The 16,070-nt window shown below is 67.9% G+C and carries 13 protein-coding genes; 11 read left to right on the top strand and 2 right to left on the bottom strand.

The genetic code is table 11. The features are described from left to right. Positions 1 to 162: 162 nt before the first annotated feature. The 6 genes from ASE43_RS11500 (at position 163) to ASE43_RS11525 (ending at position 6,375) form a co-directional block, all read left to right on the top strand. Positions 163 to 1,443, top strand: a complete 1,281-nt coding sequence (locus ASE43_RS11500) for a glycoside hydrolase family 47 protein (RefSeq protein WP_157499870.1) — start codon at positions 163 to 165, stop codon at positions 1,441 to 1,443. After that, a complete protein-coding gene (locus ASE43_RS11505) occupies positions 1,440 to 2,546 on the top strand; it encodes a glycoside hydrolase family 99 protein (protein WP_200956256.1) in 1,107 nt (368 codons plus the stop codon). Before ASE43_RS11500 ends, ASE43_RS11505 begins: the two co-directional genes overlap by 4 nt. A gap of 301 nt (positions 2,547 to 2,847) precedes the next feature. Continuing rightward, a complete protein-coding gene (locus ASE43_RS11510; protein WP_057160549.1) occupies positions 2,848 to 3,444 on the top strand; it encodes a DUF4166 domain-containing protein in 597 nt (198 codons plus the stop codon). Further along, positions 3,441 to 4,376, top strand: a complete 936-nt coding sequence (locus tag ASE43_RS11515; protein WP_057160550.1) for a nucleoside hydrolase — start codon at positions 3,441 to 3,443, stop codon at positions 4,374 to 4,376. The genes ASE43_RS11510 and ASE43_RS11515 overlap by 4 nt, the downstream gene beginning before the upstream one ends. 70 nt (positions 4,377 to 4,446) lie before the next feature. After that, positions 4,447 to 4,689, top strand: a complete 243-nt coding sequence (locus ASE43_RS11520; protein WP_055903860.1) for a type B 50S ribosomal protein L31 — start codon at positions 4,447 to 4,449, stop codon at positions 4,687 to 4,689. Positions 4,690 to 5,109: 420 nt separating this feature from the next. Then, positions 5,110 to 6,375, top strand: coding sequence for a citrate synthase (locus ASE43_RS11525; RefSeq protein WP_056179981.1), 1,266 nt, complete (start codon positions 5,110 to 5,112; stop codon positions 6,373 to 6,375). A 797-nt stretch (positions 6,376 to 7,172) separates the two neighbouring features. Here ASE43_RS11525 and ASE43_RS11530 read toward each other — a convergent pair. Both ASE43_RS11530 and ASE43_RS11535 read right to left on the bottom strand, forming a co-directional pair. Further along, positions 7,173 to 7,838, bottom strand: a complete 666-nt coding sequence (locus tag ASE43_RS11530; protein ID WP_057160671.1) for a hypothetical protein — start codon at positions 7,836 to 7,838, stop codon at positions 7,173 to 7,175. 161 nt (positions 7,839 to 7,999) lie between these two features. Next, positions 8,000 to 10,528 carry a penicillin-binding protein 1A gene (locus ASE43_RS11535; protein ID WP_057160551.1) on the bottom strand — a complete coding sequence of 843 codons (2,529 nt, stop codon included), beginning with the start codon at positions 10,526 to 10,528 and terminating at the stop codon, positions 8,000 to 8,002. Between the two features lie 229 nt (positions 10,529 to 10,757). Here ASE43_RS11535 and ASE43_RS11540 point away from each other — a divergent pair, with 229 nt between their 5' ends. From ASE43_RS11540 to ASE43_RS11560, 5 genes are read left to right on the top strand one after another with little or no spacing between them, the layout of a single operon-like run. Next, on the top strand, positions 10,758 to 11,816 hold the full coding sequence (locus ASE43_RS11540; RefSeq protein WP_056179307.1) for a pilus assembly protein PilM: 1,059 nt from the start codon (positions 10,758 to 10,760) through the stop codon (positions 11,814 to 11,816). After that, complete coding sequence (locus tag ASE43_RS11545) at positions 11,816 to 12,670, top strand: PilN domain-containing protein (RefSeq protein WP_057160552.1); 855 nt, start codon at positions 11,816 to 11,818, stop codon at positions 12,668 to 12,670. The genes ASE43_RS11540 and ASE43_RS11545 overlap by 1 nt, the downstream gene beginning before the upstream one ends. Then, the gene (gene pilO / locus ASE43_RS11550) at positions 12,667 to 13,380 is read left to right on the top strand and encodes a type 4a pilus biogenesis protein PilO (RefSeq protein WP_057160553.1); all 714 of its coding nucleotides are present in this window, start codon (positions 12,667 to 12,669) and stop codon (positions 13,378 to 13,380) included. Before ASE43_RS11545 ends, pilO begins: the two co-directional genes overlap by 4 nt. 53 nt (positions 13,381 to 13,433) lie before the next feature. Next, positions 13,434 to 13,928: a pilus assembly protein PilP gene (locus ASE43_RS11555; protein WP_057160672.1), complete on the top strand. Its 495-nt coding sequence runs from the start codon at positions 13,434 to 13,436 to the stop codon at positions 13,926 to 13,928. Between the two features lie 15 nt (positions 13,929 to 13,943). Continuing rightward, positions 13,944 to 15,947, top strand: a complete 2,004-nt coding sequence (locus ASE43_RS11560) for a type IV pilus secretin PilQ family protein (RefSeq protein ID WP_057160554.1) — start codon at positions 13,944 to 13,946, stop codon at positions 15,945 to 15,947. The last annotated feature ends 123 nt before the right edge of the window (positions 15,948 to 16,070 follow it).

Consider the following 16,070-nt stretch of genomic DNA (forward strand, 5'->3'; position numbering starts at 1 on the left):
ACCTTGGTGACCCTGATGACTCCACGCACGCTCGCCTGCCTTATCGCCGCCGTCCTGATCGTCGGCTGCGCCCGCCCCGCTAGCGATGTCGCTACGGCGCCCGCCGCCCAGCCACCCGCCGCGGCACCCGCGCAAAGCGCCGACGTGGCTGAGGCCGCGCGCATGGCCGAACGAGTGAAGGCCGAGACCCGTCATGCCTGGCAGGGTTACAAGCGCTACGCCTGGGGCCGCGACGCGCTCAAGCCGCTGAGCAAGAGCGGCCACGACTGGTATCCGCACTCGCTGCTGATGACGCCGGTGGACGCGCTGGACACTCTGCTGCTGATGGGCCTGAAGAGCGAGGCCGACGAGGCGCGCGAGCTGATCGCGACCCAGCTGAACTTCGACCGCGACATGGTCGTGCAGAACTTCGAGGTCACCATCCGCCTGCTCGGCGGCCTGTTGTCGGGCTATCAAGCCACGGGCGACGAGCGCCTGCTCAAACTCGCCGACGACCTGGGCACGCGCCTGCTGCCGGCGTTCGACTCGCCCACCGGCCTGCCTTACACCCACGTCAATCTGCGCACCGGCAAGACCCGCGGCAAGGTCAGCAACCCGGCCGAGACCGGCACCCTGCTGATCGAGTTCGGCATGCTGTCCAAGCTCACCGGCAAGCCGGTGTACTACGAGCGGGCCAAGCGCGCGTTGGTGGAGACCTATAAGCGGCGCGACCCCAAGACCGGCCTGGTCGGGTCCTGGATCGACGTGGAGAGCGGCCGCTGGACCGATACCGGCTCGCACATCGGCGGCGGCATCGATTCCTATTACGAGTACCTGTACAAGTGCTGGCGTTTGTTCGGCGACCAGGAATGCAAGGCGATGTGGGATCAGAGCATCGTCGCGGTCAATGCGCACCTGGCCGACGAAGTGCGCGAGCGCGAGCTGTGGTACGGCCACGCCGACATGGTCACCGGCAAGCGCACGGCCACGCGCTACGGCGCGCTGGACGCGTTCATGCCGGCGCTGCTGGCCTTGGGCGGCGATCTGGATCGCGCCCAGCGCCTGCAGGATTCGGGCTTGAAGATGTGGCGCCTGCACGGCATCGAGCCCGAGTCGCTGGACTACGCCAAGATGCAGGTCGCATCGCCCGGCTACGCGCTGCGGCCGGAGATCGTCGAATCGGCCTACTACCTGCATGTGCTGACCGGCGATCCCAAGTACCGCGCGATGGGGCGCGAGTTCTTCGACGACTTCGTGCGCCACTGTCGCACCGAGGCCGGCTACGCCGCGCTCAAGGACGTGACCAGCAAGCAGCAGGACGACTCGATGGAGAGCTTCCTGTTCGCCGAGACCTTCAAGTACTACTACCTGCTGTTCGCGCCGGCGCAGACGCTGGACTTCGAGCAGGTGACCTTCAATACCGAGGCGCATCCGCTGCGCCTGCCGGCGGCCAAGTCGCAGTGAGGCCGCGCGCGGCGCTGGCGCTGTGCGCGCTGTGGCTGGTGGCCTGTGCCGTCACGCCGCCACGCACGCCGCCGGCCGTCGCGCTCCATCCGCGCGCGATCGTTTTCTACTACAACTGGTACGGCAACCCCGAGCGCGACGGCGCGCGCCTGCATTGGTCGCATCCGGTGCTGAAGCTGCGCGCCGAGGACGCGGGCGCGCCGGACATTCCGGGCGGCGGCGACATCGCCGCCGACTTCTACCCCGCGCTGGGCGAGTACAGCAGCGCCGACCCGGCGCTGGCCGAGCGTCACATGGCGATGATCGCGCAGGCCGGCATCGGCATCGTCGCGGTGACCTGGCTGGGCCGCCAGGACCCGAGCGCGCGCAGCCTGCCGGCGCTGTTCGATGCCGCCGAGCGGCATGGCCTGCGCATCTGTTTCCAGATCGAGCCCGGCTCGCGCCCCGATATCGGCGCGGCGCGCGCGCAGTTCGTCGCCGCGATCGACGACTACGGCGGGCACCCCGCGTTCTACCGCGATCCCGACAACGGCCGGCCGCTGTTCTTCGTCTACGATTCTTATCAATTGCCGGCCTCCGACTGGGCGCGCCTGCTGCGCGCGGACGGCGGCGAATCCTTGCGCGGCGGCGCCTACGACGCCGACGTGATCGGACTGTGGGTGAACGCCGACGAGGGCCGGTTCTTCCTCGACTCCGGCTTCGACGGCGTCTATACCTATTTCGCCAGCCGCGGCTTCACCTGGGGCGCCACGCCGGAACACTGGCCGCAACTGCAGCGCTGGGCGGATGCGCACGGGCTGCGTTTCATCCCCTCGGTGGGGCCGGGCTACAGCGACCGGCGCGTGCGGCCCTGGAACCGCGCCAATGAGCGTGGCCGCGACGGCGGCACCTATTACGACGCGATGTTCGGCGCGGCCGTGGACAGCGGCGCCCGCTGGGTGTCGATCACGTCCTTCAACGAATGGCACGAAGGCACGCAGTTGGAGCCGGCGCGCGCGGCCGACCGCGATGGGCGCTATTTCGACTATGCGCCGCTGGCGCCGGATCACTATCTGCGGCGTACGCGGTACTGGCTGTCGCGGTTTCCGCAGGGCTCGCCCTAGCGTAGCGACGAGGCGGTGTGGGGCCGGAGCCTCGCAGCCGCTCGCCCCATATCCGCCCTGCGGGCACCACACCTCCTGCGGTCGCCGCAAGCGGGAGTAGGGGCTGCAGAGTCTGCATCCCGCTCGGTTCTGGGCCCTCTCCCGCCAGCGGGGAGAGGGGTTGGGGAGAGGGCCCGGCGCAAGCGAGCATCCCGAGATCCGTGACCTCGTCTCGAGCATCCAGGTCCCCTCCCACACCCTCAACACACAAACCCGCAAAACTCTGGCTATAGTGTCCCGCCGCCAGGAGCGCACCCCCCGGATGCCGGGAGCCCCTCACAACGCGGCCACGCAATGGTTCGGCCCGGCTTTCGAGCGGCTGCACCCGCTGCTGCAAGCGCTGCATCGCAGCGGCGGCAGCCTGAGCGGCGAAGTCGCGATCTCCACCGGCAGCGGCCTGGCCGGGCGCCTGGGCCGGCGCCTGGCGCGACGCCTGGGCATTCCCCTGGATCGCCCGCGCCGCGGCTTCCAGGTGCGCATCGTCCACGACGGCCAGGCCATGCACTGGCGCCGCCGTTTCGACGACGGCAGCGAACTGGTGTCGACATTCCGTCCGGTCGGTCATTACCCCGACGGACACTGGCTGGAAACCACCGGCCCGGCCCGGCTGCGCCTGGGCGTGGACCTGGCCGACGGCGGCTGGCGCTGGCGCCTGCGTTCGGTCGCCCTGCGCGGCCTGCCGCTGCCGCGCTTCCTGTTCCCGCGCACCGATGCCTACAAACGCATCGAGGACGGCGACCGCTATCGCTTCGCGGTCGCCTTCTCCCTGTTTCCCCTCGGCGAACTGCTGCGCTACGAAGGCGCGCTGCACGCCATCCCGGCCGATCCGGCCGTCAATGTCGAAAGAGTGGCTACATGACCGACCGCATTCCCTTGCTTATCGATACCGACCCGGGCGTGGACGACGCGCTGGCGCTGCTGATGGCGTTCAACGATCCGCGCCATGAGCTGGTCGGCCTGACCATCGCCGCCGGCAACGTCGGCCTCAAGCACACCGTCGCCAACGCGCTGAAGCTGTGCGAGGTCGCCGGCGTCGAGGTGCCGGTGTTCGCCGGCGCCGCCGCGCCGCTGCTGCATCCCTCGCCGGACGCGGGCTACGTGCACGGCCAGGACGGCTTCGGCGACGTCGGCTACCAGGCCGCGCGCCGCCAGGTCGAGGCCGAGCACGCCGCGCTGGCGATCCTGCGCCTGTCGCACGAGCACGCCGGCAAGCTGCTGCTGGTCGCGCTGGGGCCGCTGACCAACATCGCGCTGGCGCTCAAGCTGGACCCGACCCTGCCCGAGCGCGTCGCGCGCTTCGTGGTCATGGGCGGCGCGGTCACCTGCCGCGGCAACATCACCCCGGCCGCCGAGTTCAACATCTACTTCGATCCGGAGGCCGCGCACATCGTGTTCGAGGCCTTCGAGCGCATCGAGCTGGCCGATTGGGAGGCGGTGATCGCGCACGGTTTCCTGCACGACGACGTGGTCCAGTGGCTGCAGGCCGACAGCGAGCGCGCGCGCTTCTACGAGCGCATCTCGGAGAAGACCCGGCTGTGGTCGGCCGACCGCCGCGGCGCCCACTGGCATGCCGCCGACGCTCTGGCGATGGCGTTCGCGCTGGAGCCGGAGGGCGCGCTGGAGGTGTTGGACCGGGCCCTGGCGATCGAGCTGGAGGGCCAGCACGGCCGCGGCGCCACCATCGTGGACTGGCGCGGGGAGGGCGGGGCCCCGGCCCGGGTCGCGATCCTGATGCGCTACGACCAGGAGCGCTTCCAGGGCCTGATTCGGGGGGCGCTGGCGGCCGTTTAGGCCGGGGCTTGCCTCGGCCGCGGAGGGGCGGCTATAATGCCGCTCTTTCCCGCATCAATTTGTGAGTGCCATGAAGGCAGGTATCCATCCCGAGTACCGCGACGTCGTTTTCCAGGACGTCACCACCGATTTCCAGATCGTGACCCGTTCGACCCTGTCGAGCAAGGAAACGGTCAAGGTCGACGGCACTGAGTACCCGCTGATCAAGGTCGATATCTCCTCGGCCTCGCACCCGTTCTACACGGGCAAGCACAAGATCATGGACACCAGCGGTCGCGTCGACAAGTTCCGCAAGCGCTACGCGCAGAAGTAATCGCGTCGCCAGGTTTCGCGCACAACGGCTGCCCTCTGGGCGGCCGTTTGCGTTTGGGCCGCGTCGGTCGCCGGCCCCGTCTCATGGCCGCCGCATCGCCCGCGTTCGCGACCGTCGCCGGTGCCGCCGGACGGGCGCCTGCTGACGAATTCCGCGCCCCGGCCCGCGCCGCGATCGACCCCGCCGGCGGAACAGCCCGGCCCGTCCCCGCGACCAAAGTCAGAGCCGGTGCTCCATGCCGGTGTGCGATAATTCAAGCACGCGGCGAGTCCGCGATTCCCTGTCCCCACCTCGCCCGCGGCCATCCCTGCGCGGCGCAGACATGAGGAGCTGTTCGTGTCCGGTACTGATAAGTCCGCCCCTGAAAAAACCGCTGCTGAGAAAGCTGTCCCGAATAAACCCGGCTTCGACCAGGTCACCCTGGCCGCTGGCGACAAGAGCGTGACCCTTCCGGTCCAGCACCCGGTGCTCGGTGCCTCCTGCATCGACATCGCCAAGGTGCCGAAGGAAACCGGTCTGTTCACCTACGACCCGGGCTTCACCGCGACGGCCAGCTGCAAGTCGGCGATCACCTACATCGACGGCGACGAAGGCGTGCTGCTGTACCGCGGCTACCCGATCGAGCAGCTCGCCGAGAAGTCGAACTTCCTCGAAGTCGCCTATCTGCTGATGAACGGCGAACTGCCGACGGCCAACGAATTCAGCAAGTTCGAGCACGAGGTCACGCATCACACGATGATGCACGAGGCCTTCCGCACCTTCCTGTACGGCTTCCGCCACGACGCCCACCCGATGGCGATGCTGGTCGGCATGCTCGGCTCGATGGCGAGCTTCTACCACAACGAACTCGACCTGGAAGATCCGGAACAGCGCCGCCTGGCCGCGATCCGTCTGATCGCCAAGGTGCCGACGATCGCCGCCGCCTGCCATCGCTATTCGATCGGCTGGCCGATCCGCTATCCGAAGAACAGCCTGGACTACACCACGCGCTTTCTGCACATGCTGTTCGAAGTGCCGAGCGAGCCGCTGGAGCTCAATCCGGTCGCCGCCAAGGCCATGGACCTGCTGTTCATCCTGCACGCCGACCACGAGCAGAACGCGTCGACCTCGACCGTGCGCCTGGTCGGTTCGACCGGCGCCAACCCCTACGTCAGCGTCGCCTCCGGCGTCGCGGCGCTGTGGGGGCCGGCGCACGGCGGCGCCAACGAGGCCGTGCTCAAGATGCTCAACGAGATCGGCCGCCCGGAGAACGTCAAGGCCGCGGTCGACAAGGCCAAGGACAAGGAATCGGGCTTCCGCCTGATGGGCTTCGGCCACCGCGTCTACAAGAACTACGACCCGCGCGCGGCGCTGGTGCGCAAGATGACCCACGACGTGCTGGGCGCGCTGGGCGTCAACGATCCGCTGCTGGAAGTGGCGATGAAGCTGGAAGAGGCGGCGTTGCAGGACGAATACTTCGTGCAGCGCAAGCTCTATCCGAACGTCGACTTCTATTCCGGCATCATCTACAAGGCGCTGGGTATTCCGGTCGAGATGTTCACGGTGATGTTCGCGATCGCGCGCACCGCCGGCTGGGTGTCGCATTGGCTGGAGCAGCAGAACGATCCGGAGAACAAGATCGGGCGTCCGCGTCAGATCTATACCGGTCATGGCGTGCGCGATTACGTGGCCAGCGACAAGCGCTGAAGCCGCATCGCAGCGCATACGAAACGCCCCGCCTAGTGCGGGGCGTTTTCGTTTGGGGGTTGGGGATGGAATGGGTAGCAGGGCTCGTTTTCGGCTCCCCCTTTGAAAAGGGGCGAAGCCGTGCGGCTTACGAACCGTAGGTTCGTGCACGGTTGAACACTAGCAAGCTCTTGCTCTTAGCTCCCTCCTTTGGAAAAGGAGGGTTGGGGAGGATTTGCTTTTGCTTTGCTGTTGCTTCTTCTGGACAAAGGTCAAAAGCTCCTGCCTGCTACGCATGCAGGTCACTTTCCCTTGCTAGCCCAAGAGTCCGTCTGGCTTCCCTTCGGTCAAAAGTAACCAAAGAGAAGGGCTAGCGTGACCAACCCTCCCCTGCGGGTTCGGAGCTGGCGCTGGGATGTTTCGAATGGACGTCCCTGTCCATTCGAAAAACGGCGCGCGTCCTGCGCGCCGCCCTTCGGGTCTACGGGTGTCTGTGTGAGTGCGGTGCTTTTGGACTTCAATGCCGCGGCAACGGCAACGGCAACGGCAACGGCAACGGCAACAGCGTTAGCGCCATAGCCCGGCCTTTTTTGCCGTCATCCCCGCGAAGGCGGGGATCCAGTGACTTCAGCGCGCAGTTGGAGCGCCGACGTAGTCGCGCGTGCTCGGCGGCAGGCGTCGATGTGGCGTCTCCGCATCTCACTGCAAAGCAAATCCCCCTTAATCCCCCTTTTTTTCAAAGGGGGAAGACGAGCGGGTGCGAGGGGCGCGCGGGCGAACCGCACCATCGCGCCCGCTCGCTGCTCACTCCTCCACGCTCACTCCTGCCGCAACCCCTCGTACACCGCGATCTCCTCCTCCGCCAGCAACTGTCGCAGCTGGGCGGCCGAGGCGCGCTTCATCGGCTTCTCGTCCACACCCGACAGCGGGGCCTGGCGCAGCACGTCCAGCGGCAGCACGGTCAGGTCGAAGCTCAGATCTTCGGCGCTGAAGATCCAGACCGGGAAGTCGTCGCTGCGTTCGCGATCCAGGCGCAGGCGACGGCTGCGCGCTTCGGCCGGGATGCCGTGCTGGTCGAGGAAGCGCGGGGCGGCGTCGGCGTCGTCGCTGTACAGCTGCAGGGCGACCGGGCTGCGCGCGTCGGCGGTGCCGTCCAGGACCGGGCCGACCAGGCGCGGTTCGAACGCGGCGAAAAACTCCATCGCGCGCAGCGCGGCTTCGCGGCGCTGGCGCAGGCCGGTCGCGTTGTCGCGCTGGAACAGACGCTGGTACTCGCGCAGCGCGTCCTCGATCTCGCGATTACGCGGCAGCGAGGCGTCGTCGAAGATGCCCAGGCGCTCGGCGGCCTTGAGCTTGGCCTGGTGGTAGTCGCGGATGCCGCCCTCGGCCATCAGCCGCGCGGCCTCGTGGGCTAGGCGGTGGCGGCGTTCGCGGGTGCGGGTTTCGGCGTGCTGCTGTGCGTGCTGACGGGCGTGATGTGGCATGACGACCTCCGCGGCGGGCACGGCGTCGGCGAGGGGACTCGCCGCGGCCGGCGACGCGTGCCGGCGGTTCAACGCTACCACGCCGATGTGGTTTTGCTAATCACATTGGCGCTGGAACGATGGACGCCCGCGTCGGGGCGGGCGTCCGTTGCGGATCGGGCTCAGAAGATGTCGAAGGACTCTTCCGACGGCGCGGCTTCGGCCGGGCCGTAGTCGACGTAGGACTGCATCTTGTCCAGGTCCTCGGCCTTGACCCATTCGGTGATGCCGCCGCCGCCGTCCGGCATCAGCGCGCCGTTGGCGCCGACCGAGACCTTGACCATGCCCTGCGGCGGTTCGTTGGGGGCGATCGGCTTGTCCTTGAGCGCGGCGCGCATGTAGTCGATCCAGATCGGCAGCGCGGCCTTGCCGCCGTATTCGCGGTAACCCAGCGACTTGTAGTTGTCGCGGCCGACCCAGACCGTGGTCACCAGCGGGCCGCCGAAGCCGGAGAACCAGGCGTCGCGGTGGTCGTTGGTGGAGCCGGTCTTGCCGCCGATGTCCTCGCGGCCGAGCACCTTGGCCGCGGTACCGGTGCCGCGCAGGACCACGTCGCGCAGCATCGACACGATCTGGTAGGCGATGCGGTCGTCGATCGCGCGCGGCGCCATCACCAGGTCCGCCGGCGGCTTGGCCGCGGGCTTGGCCGGCTCGGAGGCCTTGGCGCTGGCCTTGGGATCGGGCTTGGCCTCGCCTTCGGGGCCGAAGTTGAAGCCGTCGACCACGGTGCTGGAGCGCACGCTGGTGCCGGGGCCGCGGCCGCCGCATTCCGGGCAGGCGGTCGGCGGCTTTTCCTTGAACACCACCGCGCCGGCGCGGTCCTTGATCTCGTCGATGAACCAGGGCGTGATACGAAAGCCGCCGTTGGCGAAGGTGGCGTAGCCGCGGGCGACCGACAACGGGGTCAGCGAGGCGGTGCCCAGCGACATCGACAGGTTGGGCGGCAGCTGTTCGATGTCGAAGCCGAAGTTGGCGATGTACTTGCGCGCGAAGTCGACGCCCATGGCGTCGAGCAGGCGCACCGAGACCAGGTTGCGCGACTGCACCATGGCTTCGCGCACGCGCATCGGGCCGGCGAAGTTGCCGCCGTCGTTCTGCGGGCGCCAGATATGGCCGCGACGGTCGCGGAACACCACCGGGGCGTCGAGCACGATCGAGGCCGGGTTATAGCCGCGTTCGAACGAGGCCGCGTAGACGAAGGGCTTGAAGCTGGAACCGGGCTGGCGGCGGGCCTGGGTGGCGCGGTTGAACTTGGCGCCGGCGAAGCTGAAACCGCCGGACAGGGCGCGCAGGGCACCGTTGGACGGTTCCAGCGAGACCAGCGCGGCCTGCGCCTGCGGCAGCTGCTCCAGGCGGTAGCCCAGCGGCGCGCCGACCACGGGCGGGGCCGCCGCGACCACGGCGTCGGGGTTCTTGGGGTCGGGCTTGGGCGCCGGCGGTTCGATCCGCTCGATCCGGACCAGGTCGCCGCGCTTGACCAGGCTGCCCGGGTTGCGGCCGCCCCAGCCCTGGTTGGGCGCCAGCGTCACTTCGCTGCCGTCGGCCAGGGCCAGGCGCGCGCCGCCGCCCTCGTTGCCGAGCACGATCGCGGGCAGCAGGCCGGCCTGGGCCGGAATCGAGCGCAGGCGCTGCTTGGCGGTGGCCGCGTCCTCGTTGGCGGCCAGGTCGAAGTGCTGCTCGACCCCGTGCCAGCCGTGGCGGCGGTCGTAGACCTTGAGGCCGTCGCGCACCGCCTTGTCGGCCGCGACCTGCAGGGTCGGGTCGATGGTGGTGGTGACGTGGTAGCCCTTGGTCAGGGCCTCGGCGCCGTAGCGCTCGATCATCTGCTGGCGGACCATTTCGGCCACGTAGGGCGCGTAGACCTCGACCGGGCGCTCGTGCGGGGTGGCGTGCATCGGCACCGTCTTGGCCTGGGCGGCCTCGGCGGCGCTGATGTACTTGAGTTCGGCCATGCGGTCGAGGATGTAGTCGCGGCGTTCCTTGGCGCGCTCGGGGTTGCTCAGCGGATTGCCGCTGGACGGGAACTTGGGAATGCCGGCCAGGGAGGCCATTTCGTCGAGCGCAAGCTCGCTCATCTTCTTGCCGTAGTAGAACTCGGCGGCGGCGCCGACGCCGTAGGCGCGGTTGCCGAAGAAGCTCTTGTTCAAGTACAGCTCGAAGATCTCGTCCTTGCTCAGCTCGCGCTCCATGCGCATGGCCAGCAGCATTTCGCCGAGCTTGCGCTTGTAGCTGTATTCCGAGCTCAGGAAGTACTGGCGCGCGACCTGCTGGGTGATGGTGGAGCCGCCCGGGACGCGCTTGTCGTCGGTGGTCGCGAGCAGCCAGACGGCGCGCCCGATGCCCTTGTAGTCGATGCCGTGGTGCTTATAGAAGCGGGCGTCCTCGATCGAGATGAAGGCCTGCTTGAGCCGCAGCGGCACGTCCTCGATCGCCACCGGGTAGCGGCGGGTCTCGCCGAACATGGCCATCAGGCGGCCGTCGGCGGCGTAGACGTACATCGGCTCCTGCAGCTCGATGGTGCGCAGGGTCTCCACGTCCGGCAGCTTGGGGGCGATCAGGTAATACAGGGTGCCGGCGGCGATCACCCCAAGCAGGGTCAGGCCGGCGAACGCATACAGCGCCCAGCGCAGAAGGCGGCGAAGACGGGGCATCGAAGCGGGTTCCGATTGCGGGTTGTAGTGGCCGTGGAGTATAGAGGAGCGGGGACACGGACCGCCCCAGGGGGCAGGCGGCCGGTGATTTCCGCTAAGGCCGTTACGCAAAAAAGGCGGTCTAGGTTGGCATTCCTGAAAGAAATGGTTGCCAGCCTGTGAAAAGTCCGTTATCTAAGGCGGGGCCACACGAAGTGCGCGTAAGCGCTTGTGGCATGGGGAGAAAACAGTGGGCGTCATCACAAAAAGCCAGCCGGCCCTCGTCGGCGTGGATATCAGTTCGACCGCAGTGAAGCTGTTGCAGCTCTCCCGAGCCGGCAACCGCTACCGGGTCGAGCATTACGCCGTCGAGCCGCTGCCGCCGAACGCCGTCGTCGAGAAGAACATCGTCGAGGTCGAGGCCGTGGGCGAAGCGATCAAGCGCGCGGTCGCGAGGTCCGGGACCCGGGCCAAGCACGCCGCCGCGGCGGTGGCCGGGTCCTCGGTGATCACCAAGGTGATCCCGATGCCGGGCGACCTGGACGGCGAGGAACTCGAGTCCCAGGTCGAATTGGAGGCGGTGAACTACGTGCCGTATCCGATCGAGGAAGTGAATCACGACTTCGAGGTCCTAGGCCCGATGCCCAACAGCCCGGACATGATCCAGGTGCTACTGGCCGCCTCGCGCTCGGAGAACGTCGAAGTGCGCGCCTCGGCGCTGGAGATCGGCGGCCTGACCCCTCGGGTCATGGACGTCGAGGCCTTCGCGGTCGAGAACGCGTTCGCGCTGATCGCCGATCATCTCAGCACGCCGCGCGACGGCATCGTCGCCCTGATCGACTCGGGCGCGACCATGACCACGCTCAACGTGCTGCGCAACGGCCGCAGCCTCTACAGCCGCGAGCAGGTGTTCGGCGGCAAGCAGCTCACCGACGAGGTGATGCGCCGCTACGGTCTGAGCTACGAGGAAGCGGGCCTGGCCAAGCGCCAGGGCGGCCTGCCCGAGAGCTATTCGGCCGAAGTGCTGGAGCCCTTCAAGGAAGCGATGGTGCAGCAGGTCAGCCGCCTGCTGCAGTTCTTCTACGCCGGTAGCGAGTTCAACCGCGTGGACCAGATCGTGCTCGCCGGCGGCTGCGCCTCGATTCCCGGCATCGCCGAGATGGTCGAGGAGCAGTTGGGCGTGCCCACCATCATCGCCAATCCGCTGGCGCACATGACGCTCGGTCCGCGCGTGCAGGCGCACGCGCTAGCGCAGGACGCGCCGGCGTTGATGATCGCGTGCGGCCTCGCCCTGAGGAGCTTCGACTGATGGCACGCATCAATCTTCTCCCGTGGCGAGCCGAACGCCGTAAACAGCGGCAGAAAGAATTCGTCACCATGATCGTGGCGTCGGTGATCGGCGCCCTGTTGCTGTCCGGTCTGATCGTGATGTTCTACAACGGCCAGATCGACGGTCAGAACAAGCGCAACAACTTCCTCAAGGATCGCATCACCGAGGTCGACAAGCAGATCAAGGAGATCGAGGAGCTCGACAAGAAGAAGTCGAAGCTGCTGGCGCGCAAGGAAGTGATCGAAGAGTTGCAGTCGAACCGCTCGCAGATGGTGCACCTGTTCGATTCGCTGGTGCGCACGATCCCAGACGGCGCGGTGCTGACCGCGATCAAGCAGGACGCCGAGACCTTGACCCTGGAAGGCCGCGCGCAGTCCAACGCCCGCGTCAGTACCTATATGCGCAACCTGGAAGGCTCGGGCTGGATGACCAATCCGGACCTGTCGATCATCGAGGCCAAGGGCACCGACAAGGGCCTGCCGTACGAGTTCAAGCTGCAGGTGAAGCTGGCTAACCCGAACGCGCCCAAGGACGAGAACGGCGACGGTCAGCCCGATGCTCCGGCCGCTGGCGCCGACGCCGCGACGGCCGACGCCGCCGCGGCCAGCGCGACCGCTCCGGCCGCGGCGCCCGCCGCCGCGGCGCCTGCCGCGAATGCACCGGCCGGCGCCGCCGCGCCGGCGGCGATCGCTCCGGTGGCTCCGACGACCCCGGCTGCCGCGCCCGCCGCCGCACCGGCTCCGAGCAACGCTCCGGGCGGCGTCCCGACGCCGGTCCAGGAGCAGCCCGCAGCGGCTCCGGCCGCAGGCAACAACAAGGGGGCCGAATCGTGAGCCAGAAGAAGATGTCGCTCAAGGACCTCGACTTCAACAATATGGGGTCGTGGCCGCAGCAGGCCAAAATCGGCTTCTGCGTGATCGTCGGTCTGTTGATCGTGGGCCTGGTCTGGTACGCGTTCGTGCGCGAAAAGCGCACCGCGCTGGAAGGCCTGGAGCGTACCGAGAAGGACCTGCGCGCCGAGTTCGAAACCAAGCAGGGCCGCGCCGCCAACCTGGAACCGCTGAAGCAGCAACTGGTGCAGATGGAGCAGCAATTGCAGCAGATGCTGCGCCAGCTGCCGAGCAAGACCGAAATGCCCGACCTGATCGTCGACATTTCCCAGACCGCGCTGGCCACCGGCATCACCAACGAACTGTTCCAGCCCGGCCCGGAGCAACCCAAGGACTTCTACGCCGAGAAGCCGATCGCATTGCGCATGGTGGGCACCTACCACCAGTTCGGCGCTTTCGTCAGCGGCGTGGCCTCGCTGCCGCGCGTGGTCATCATGACCATGCACGACATCTCGCTGCGTCCGCGCGGCGCCGCGGCCGGCGACAAGACCGCGGTGATCACGCCCAACAGCCCTCTGGAGCTGGCCGGCACGGTCAAGACCTACCGTTACCTGGACGAAGAAGAAGTGTCGGCGCAGGAAAAGGCCAACGGCGATCCGAATGCCGCGGCCGCGCCTGCCGCGCCCACTGGCGACAAGAAGGAGGGCGGCTGATGCGTACGACATTCAACGAGGGCGCTCGCGGCCGTCTCCTGATCGCGGCGACGATGCTGCTGGCGGCCACGGCCTGCTCGCGCGGCATCACCAGCACGCCGGGTGAAGCGCCGAATCTGGAAAAGTGGGTCGCCGAGGTCAAGGCGCGTCCGGCGCCGCCGCTGGACCCGCTGCCGGTGATGCAGCAGTTCGAAACCTTCGAATACGCCGCGCAGGCGCTGCGCGATCCGTTCAGCAACGCGTTCACCGACCAGGGCGGCGGCAGCGGCCCGCGTCCGGACTCGACGCGTCGCAAGCAGACCTTGGAGCAGTTCCCGCTCGACAGTCTCGACATGGTCGGCACGCTCGGCCGCGGTCCTGGGGTGATCGCCCTGGTGATGGCGCCCGACAAGGTGACCTATCGGGTACGGCCGGGCGCGTACATGGGCCAGAACGACGGCCGGGTGACCAGCGTGTCCGAAGACCGGATCGAGCTGGTGGAACTGGTGCCGGATGGCGCGGGTGGTTGGCTGGAACGTCCAGCCACCGTGGCGTTAGAAGACAATTGATTGGGGGATAGCACGATGACCGTATTCAACGCCAAATGCTCGCGGCCGGCCCGGCGCCCCTTGGCTTTCAGCACGCGTAGCGCCGGCCTGGTGGTCGGCCTGCTCGCGGGACTCAGCGCCGCGCACGCCGCGACGCCGGCGTCCGAAGCCGCGGCACCGGTCGCGGCTCCCGCCGCGCCCGTGGTCGCTCCCGCGCACAGCCTCGACCCGGCCAAGCAGCTGCCGGGCGCGATCTCGGTCGCGAACATCGACTTCAAGCGCGGCGATGGCGGCTCCGGCAAGCTGATCCTGAAGTTCAGCGGCGACGGTGCCGCGCCCGACCTGCGCAACCAGGGCTCGAGCGTGATCATCAACGTCGGCAACGCTCAGTTGCCGGCCGCGTTGCAGCGACCGCTCAATGTCACCGACTTCGCCACCCCGGTGCAGCGCATCGACGCGCGCGCCAGCGGCAACGGCACCCAGCTGGTGCTCAACACCAACGGCGGTTTCGAGTCGCTGGCCTACCAGACCGGTCGCGAGTACATCGTCGAGATCGTGCCCAAGTCGGCGGCCGCGGCGTCCAGCCGTGCGGTCGGCGCCAGCACCATCAGCAGCACCAGCGACGCGAGCAAGCGCGGCTACAGCGGCCGCCCGGTGACCTTCAACTTCCAGGACGTGCCGGTGCGCACCGTGCTGCAGTTGATCGCCGAGGAGTCCAATCTCAACGTGGTCGCCGCCGACACGGTCCAGGGCAACGTCACCCTGCGCCTGGTCAACGTGCCCTGGGACCAGGCCCTGGACATCGTCCTGCAGGCCAAGGGCCTGGATAAGCGCCGCAGCGGCAACGTGGTGTGGATCGCGCCGCAGGCCGAGGTCGCCAAGTACGAGCAGGACAAGGAAGACGCGCGCATCGCGCTCGACAACCGCGTCGACCTGGTGACCGAGTACATCCAGATCAACTACCACAACGCCGGCGCGATCTTCAAAGCGCTGACCGAGGCCAAGGGCGTCGGCGGTTCGGGCGGTGGCGGTGGCGGTGGCGGCGGTCAGGCGCAGAACGAGAACGGCTTCCTCTCGCAGCGCGGCCGCCTGGTCGCCGACGAGCGCACCAACACGCTGATGATCAGCGACATCCCGAAGAAGGTTCAGCAGATGCGCGAACTGGTTCGGGTGATCGATCGCCCGGTCGACCAGGTCGTGATCGAGGCCCGCATCGTGATCGCGACCGAATCGGTCTCGCGCGAGCTCGGCGCCAAGTTCGGCATCAGCGGCAACAAGGACAACTCCTACTTCAGCGGCAACCTCGACGCCAACACCGCGACCCGCAACTCGCAGGTCGCCGCCGATACCGCCTACGCCAACGCCTTCCGCGACTGGCTCAACGGCGGCTCGGTCGGCACCCCGCCGGTGCGCACCCTGGGCTCGATCACCCGCGGTCTGATGACCAACCTGGGCGTCGACAACCCGGCCGGTTCGCTGGCGCTGTCGATCCTCAACGCCGGCTACCTGCTCGACATCGAGCTGTCGGCGATCCAGGAAGAAGGCCGCGGCGAAGTCATCTCCAACCCGCGCGTGGTCACCAGCAACCAGCGCGAAGCGGTGATCAGCCAGGGCCAGGAAGTGGGCTACGTGACGATCTCCCCGCAGCAGGGTGGCAACAGCACGCCGATCCCGAACGTCCAGTTCAAGGACGTGCTGCTGGAGCTCAAGGTCACCCCGACCATCACCAACGACGGCCGCGTGTTCCTGAACATGGCGGTCAAGAAGGACGAGGTCGACGGCCAGCTCAACACCTCGATCGGTCAGGTGCCGATCATCGCCAAGCGCGCGGTCAACACCGCCGTGCTGGTCGAAGACGGTCAGACCGTGGTGATCGGCGGCGTGTACGAGTTCCGCGACCGCAGCGACATCACCAAGGTGCCGTTCCTGGGCGACATCCCCTTCCTGGGCAACCTGTTCAAGAAGAAGGGACGTTCCAAGGAAAAGGCCGAGCTGCTGATCTTCGTCACCCCGAAGGTGCTCAAGGTCGCGCAGCGCTAAGCGCCCGCCGCCGCAGCCGAAATACGCGAGAGGGCCTACGGGCCCTCTTCGCGTTTATGGGGCCGGGCGGACGGCCGGGAACTGAACGTGCCATCGGTTGGGTGAACCCGGGCCGCCAAGTTC

Source organism: Lysobacter sp. Root983, assembly GCF_001429345.1.
Classification (GTDB): Bacteria; Pseudomonadota; Gammaproteobacteria; order Xanthomonadales; family Xanthomonadaceae; genus Lysobacter.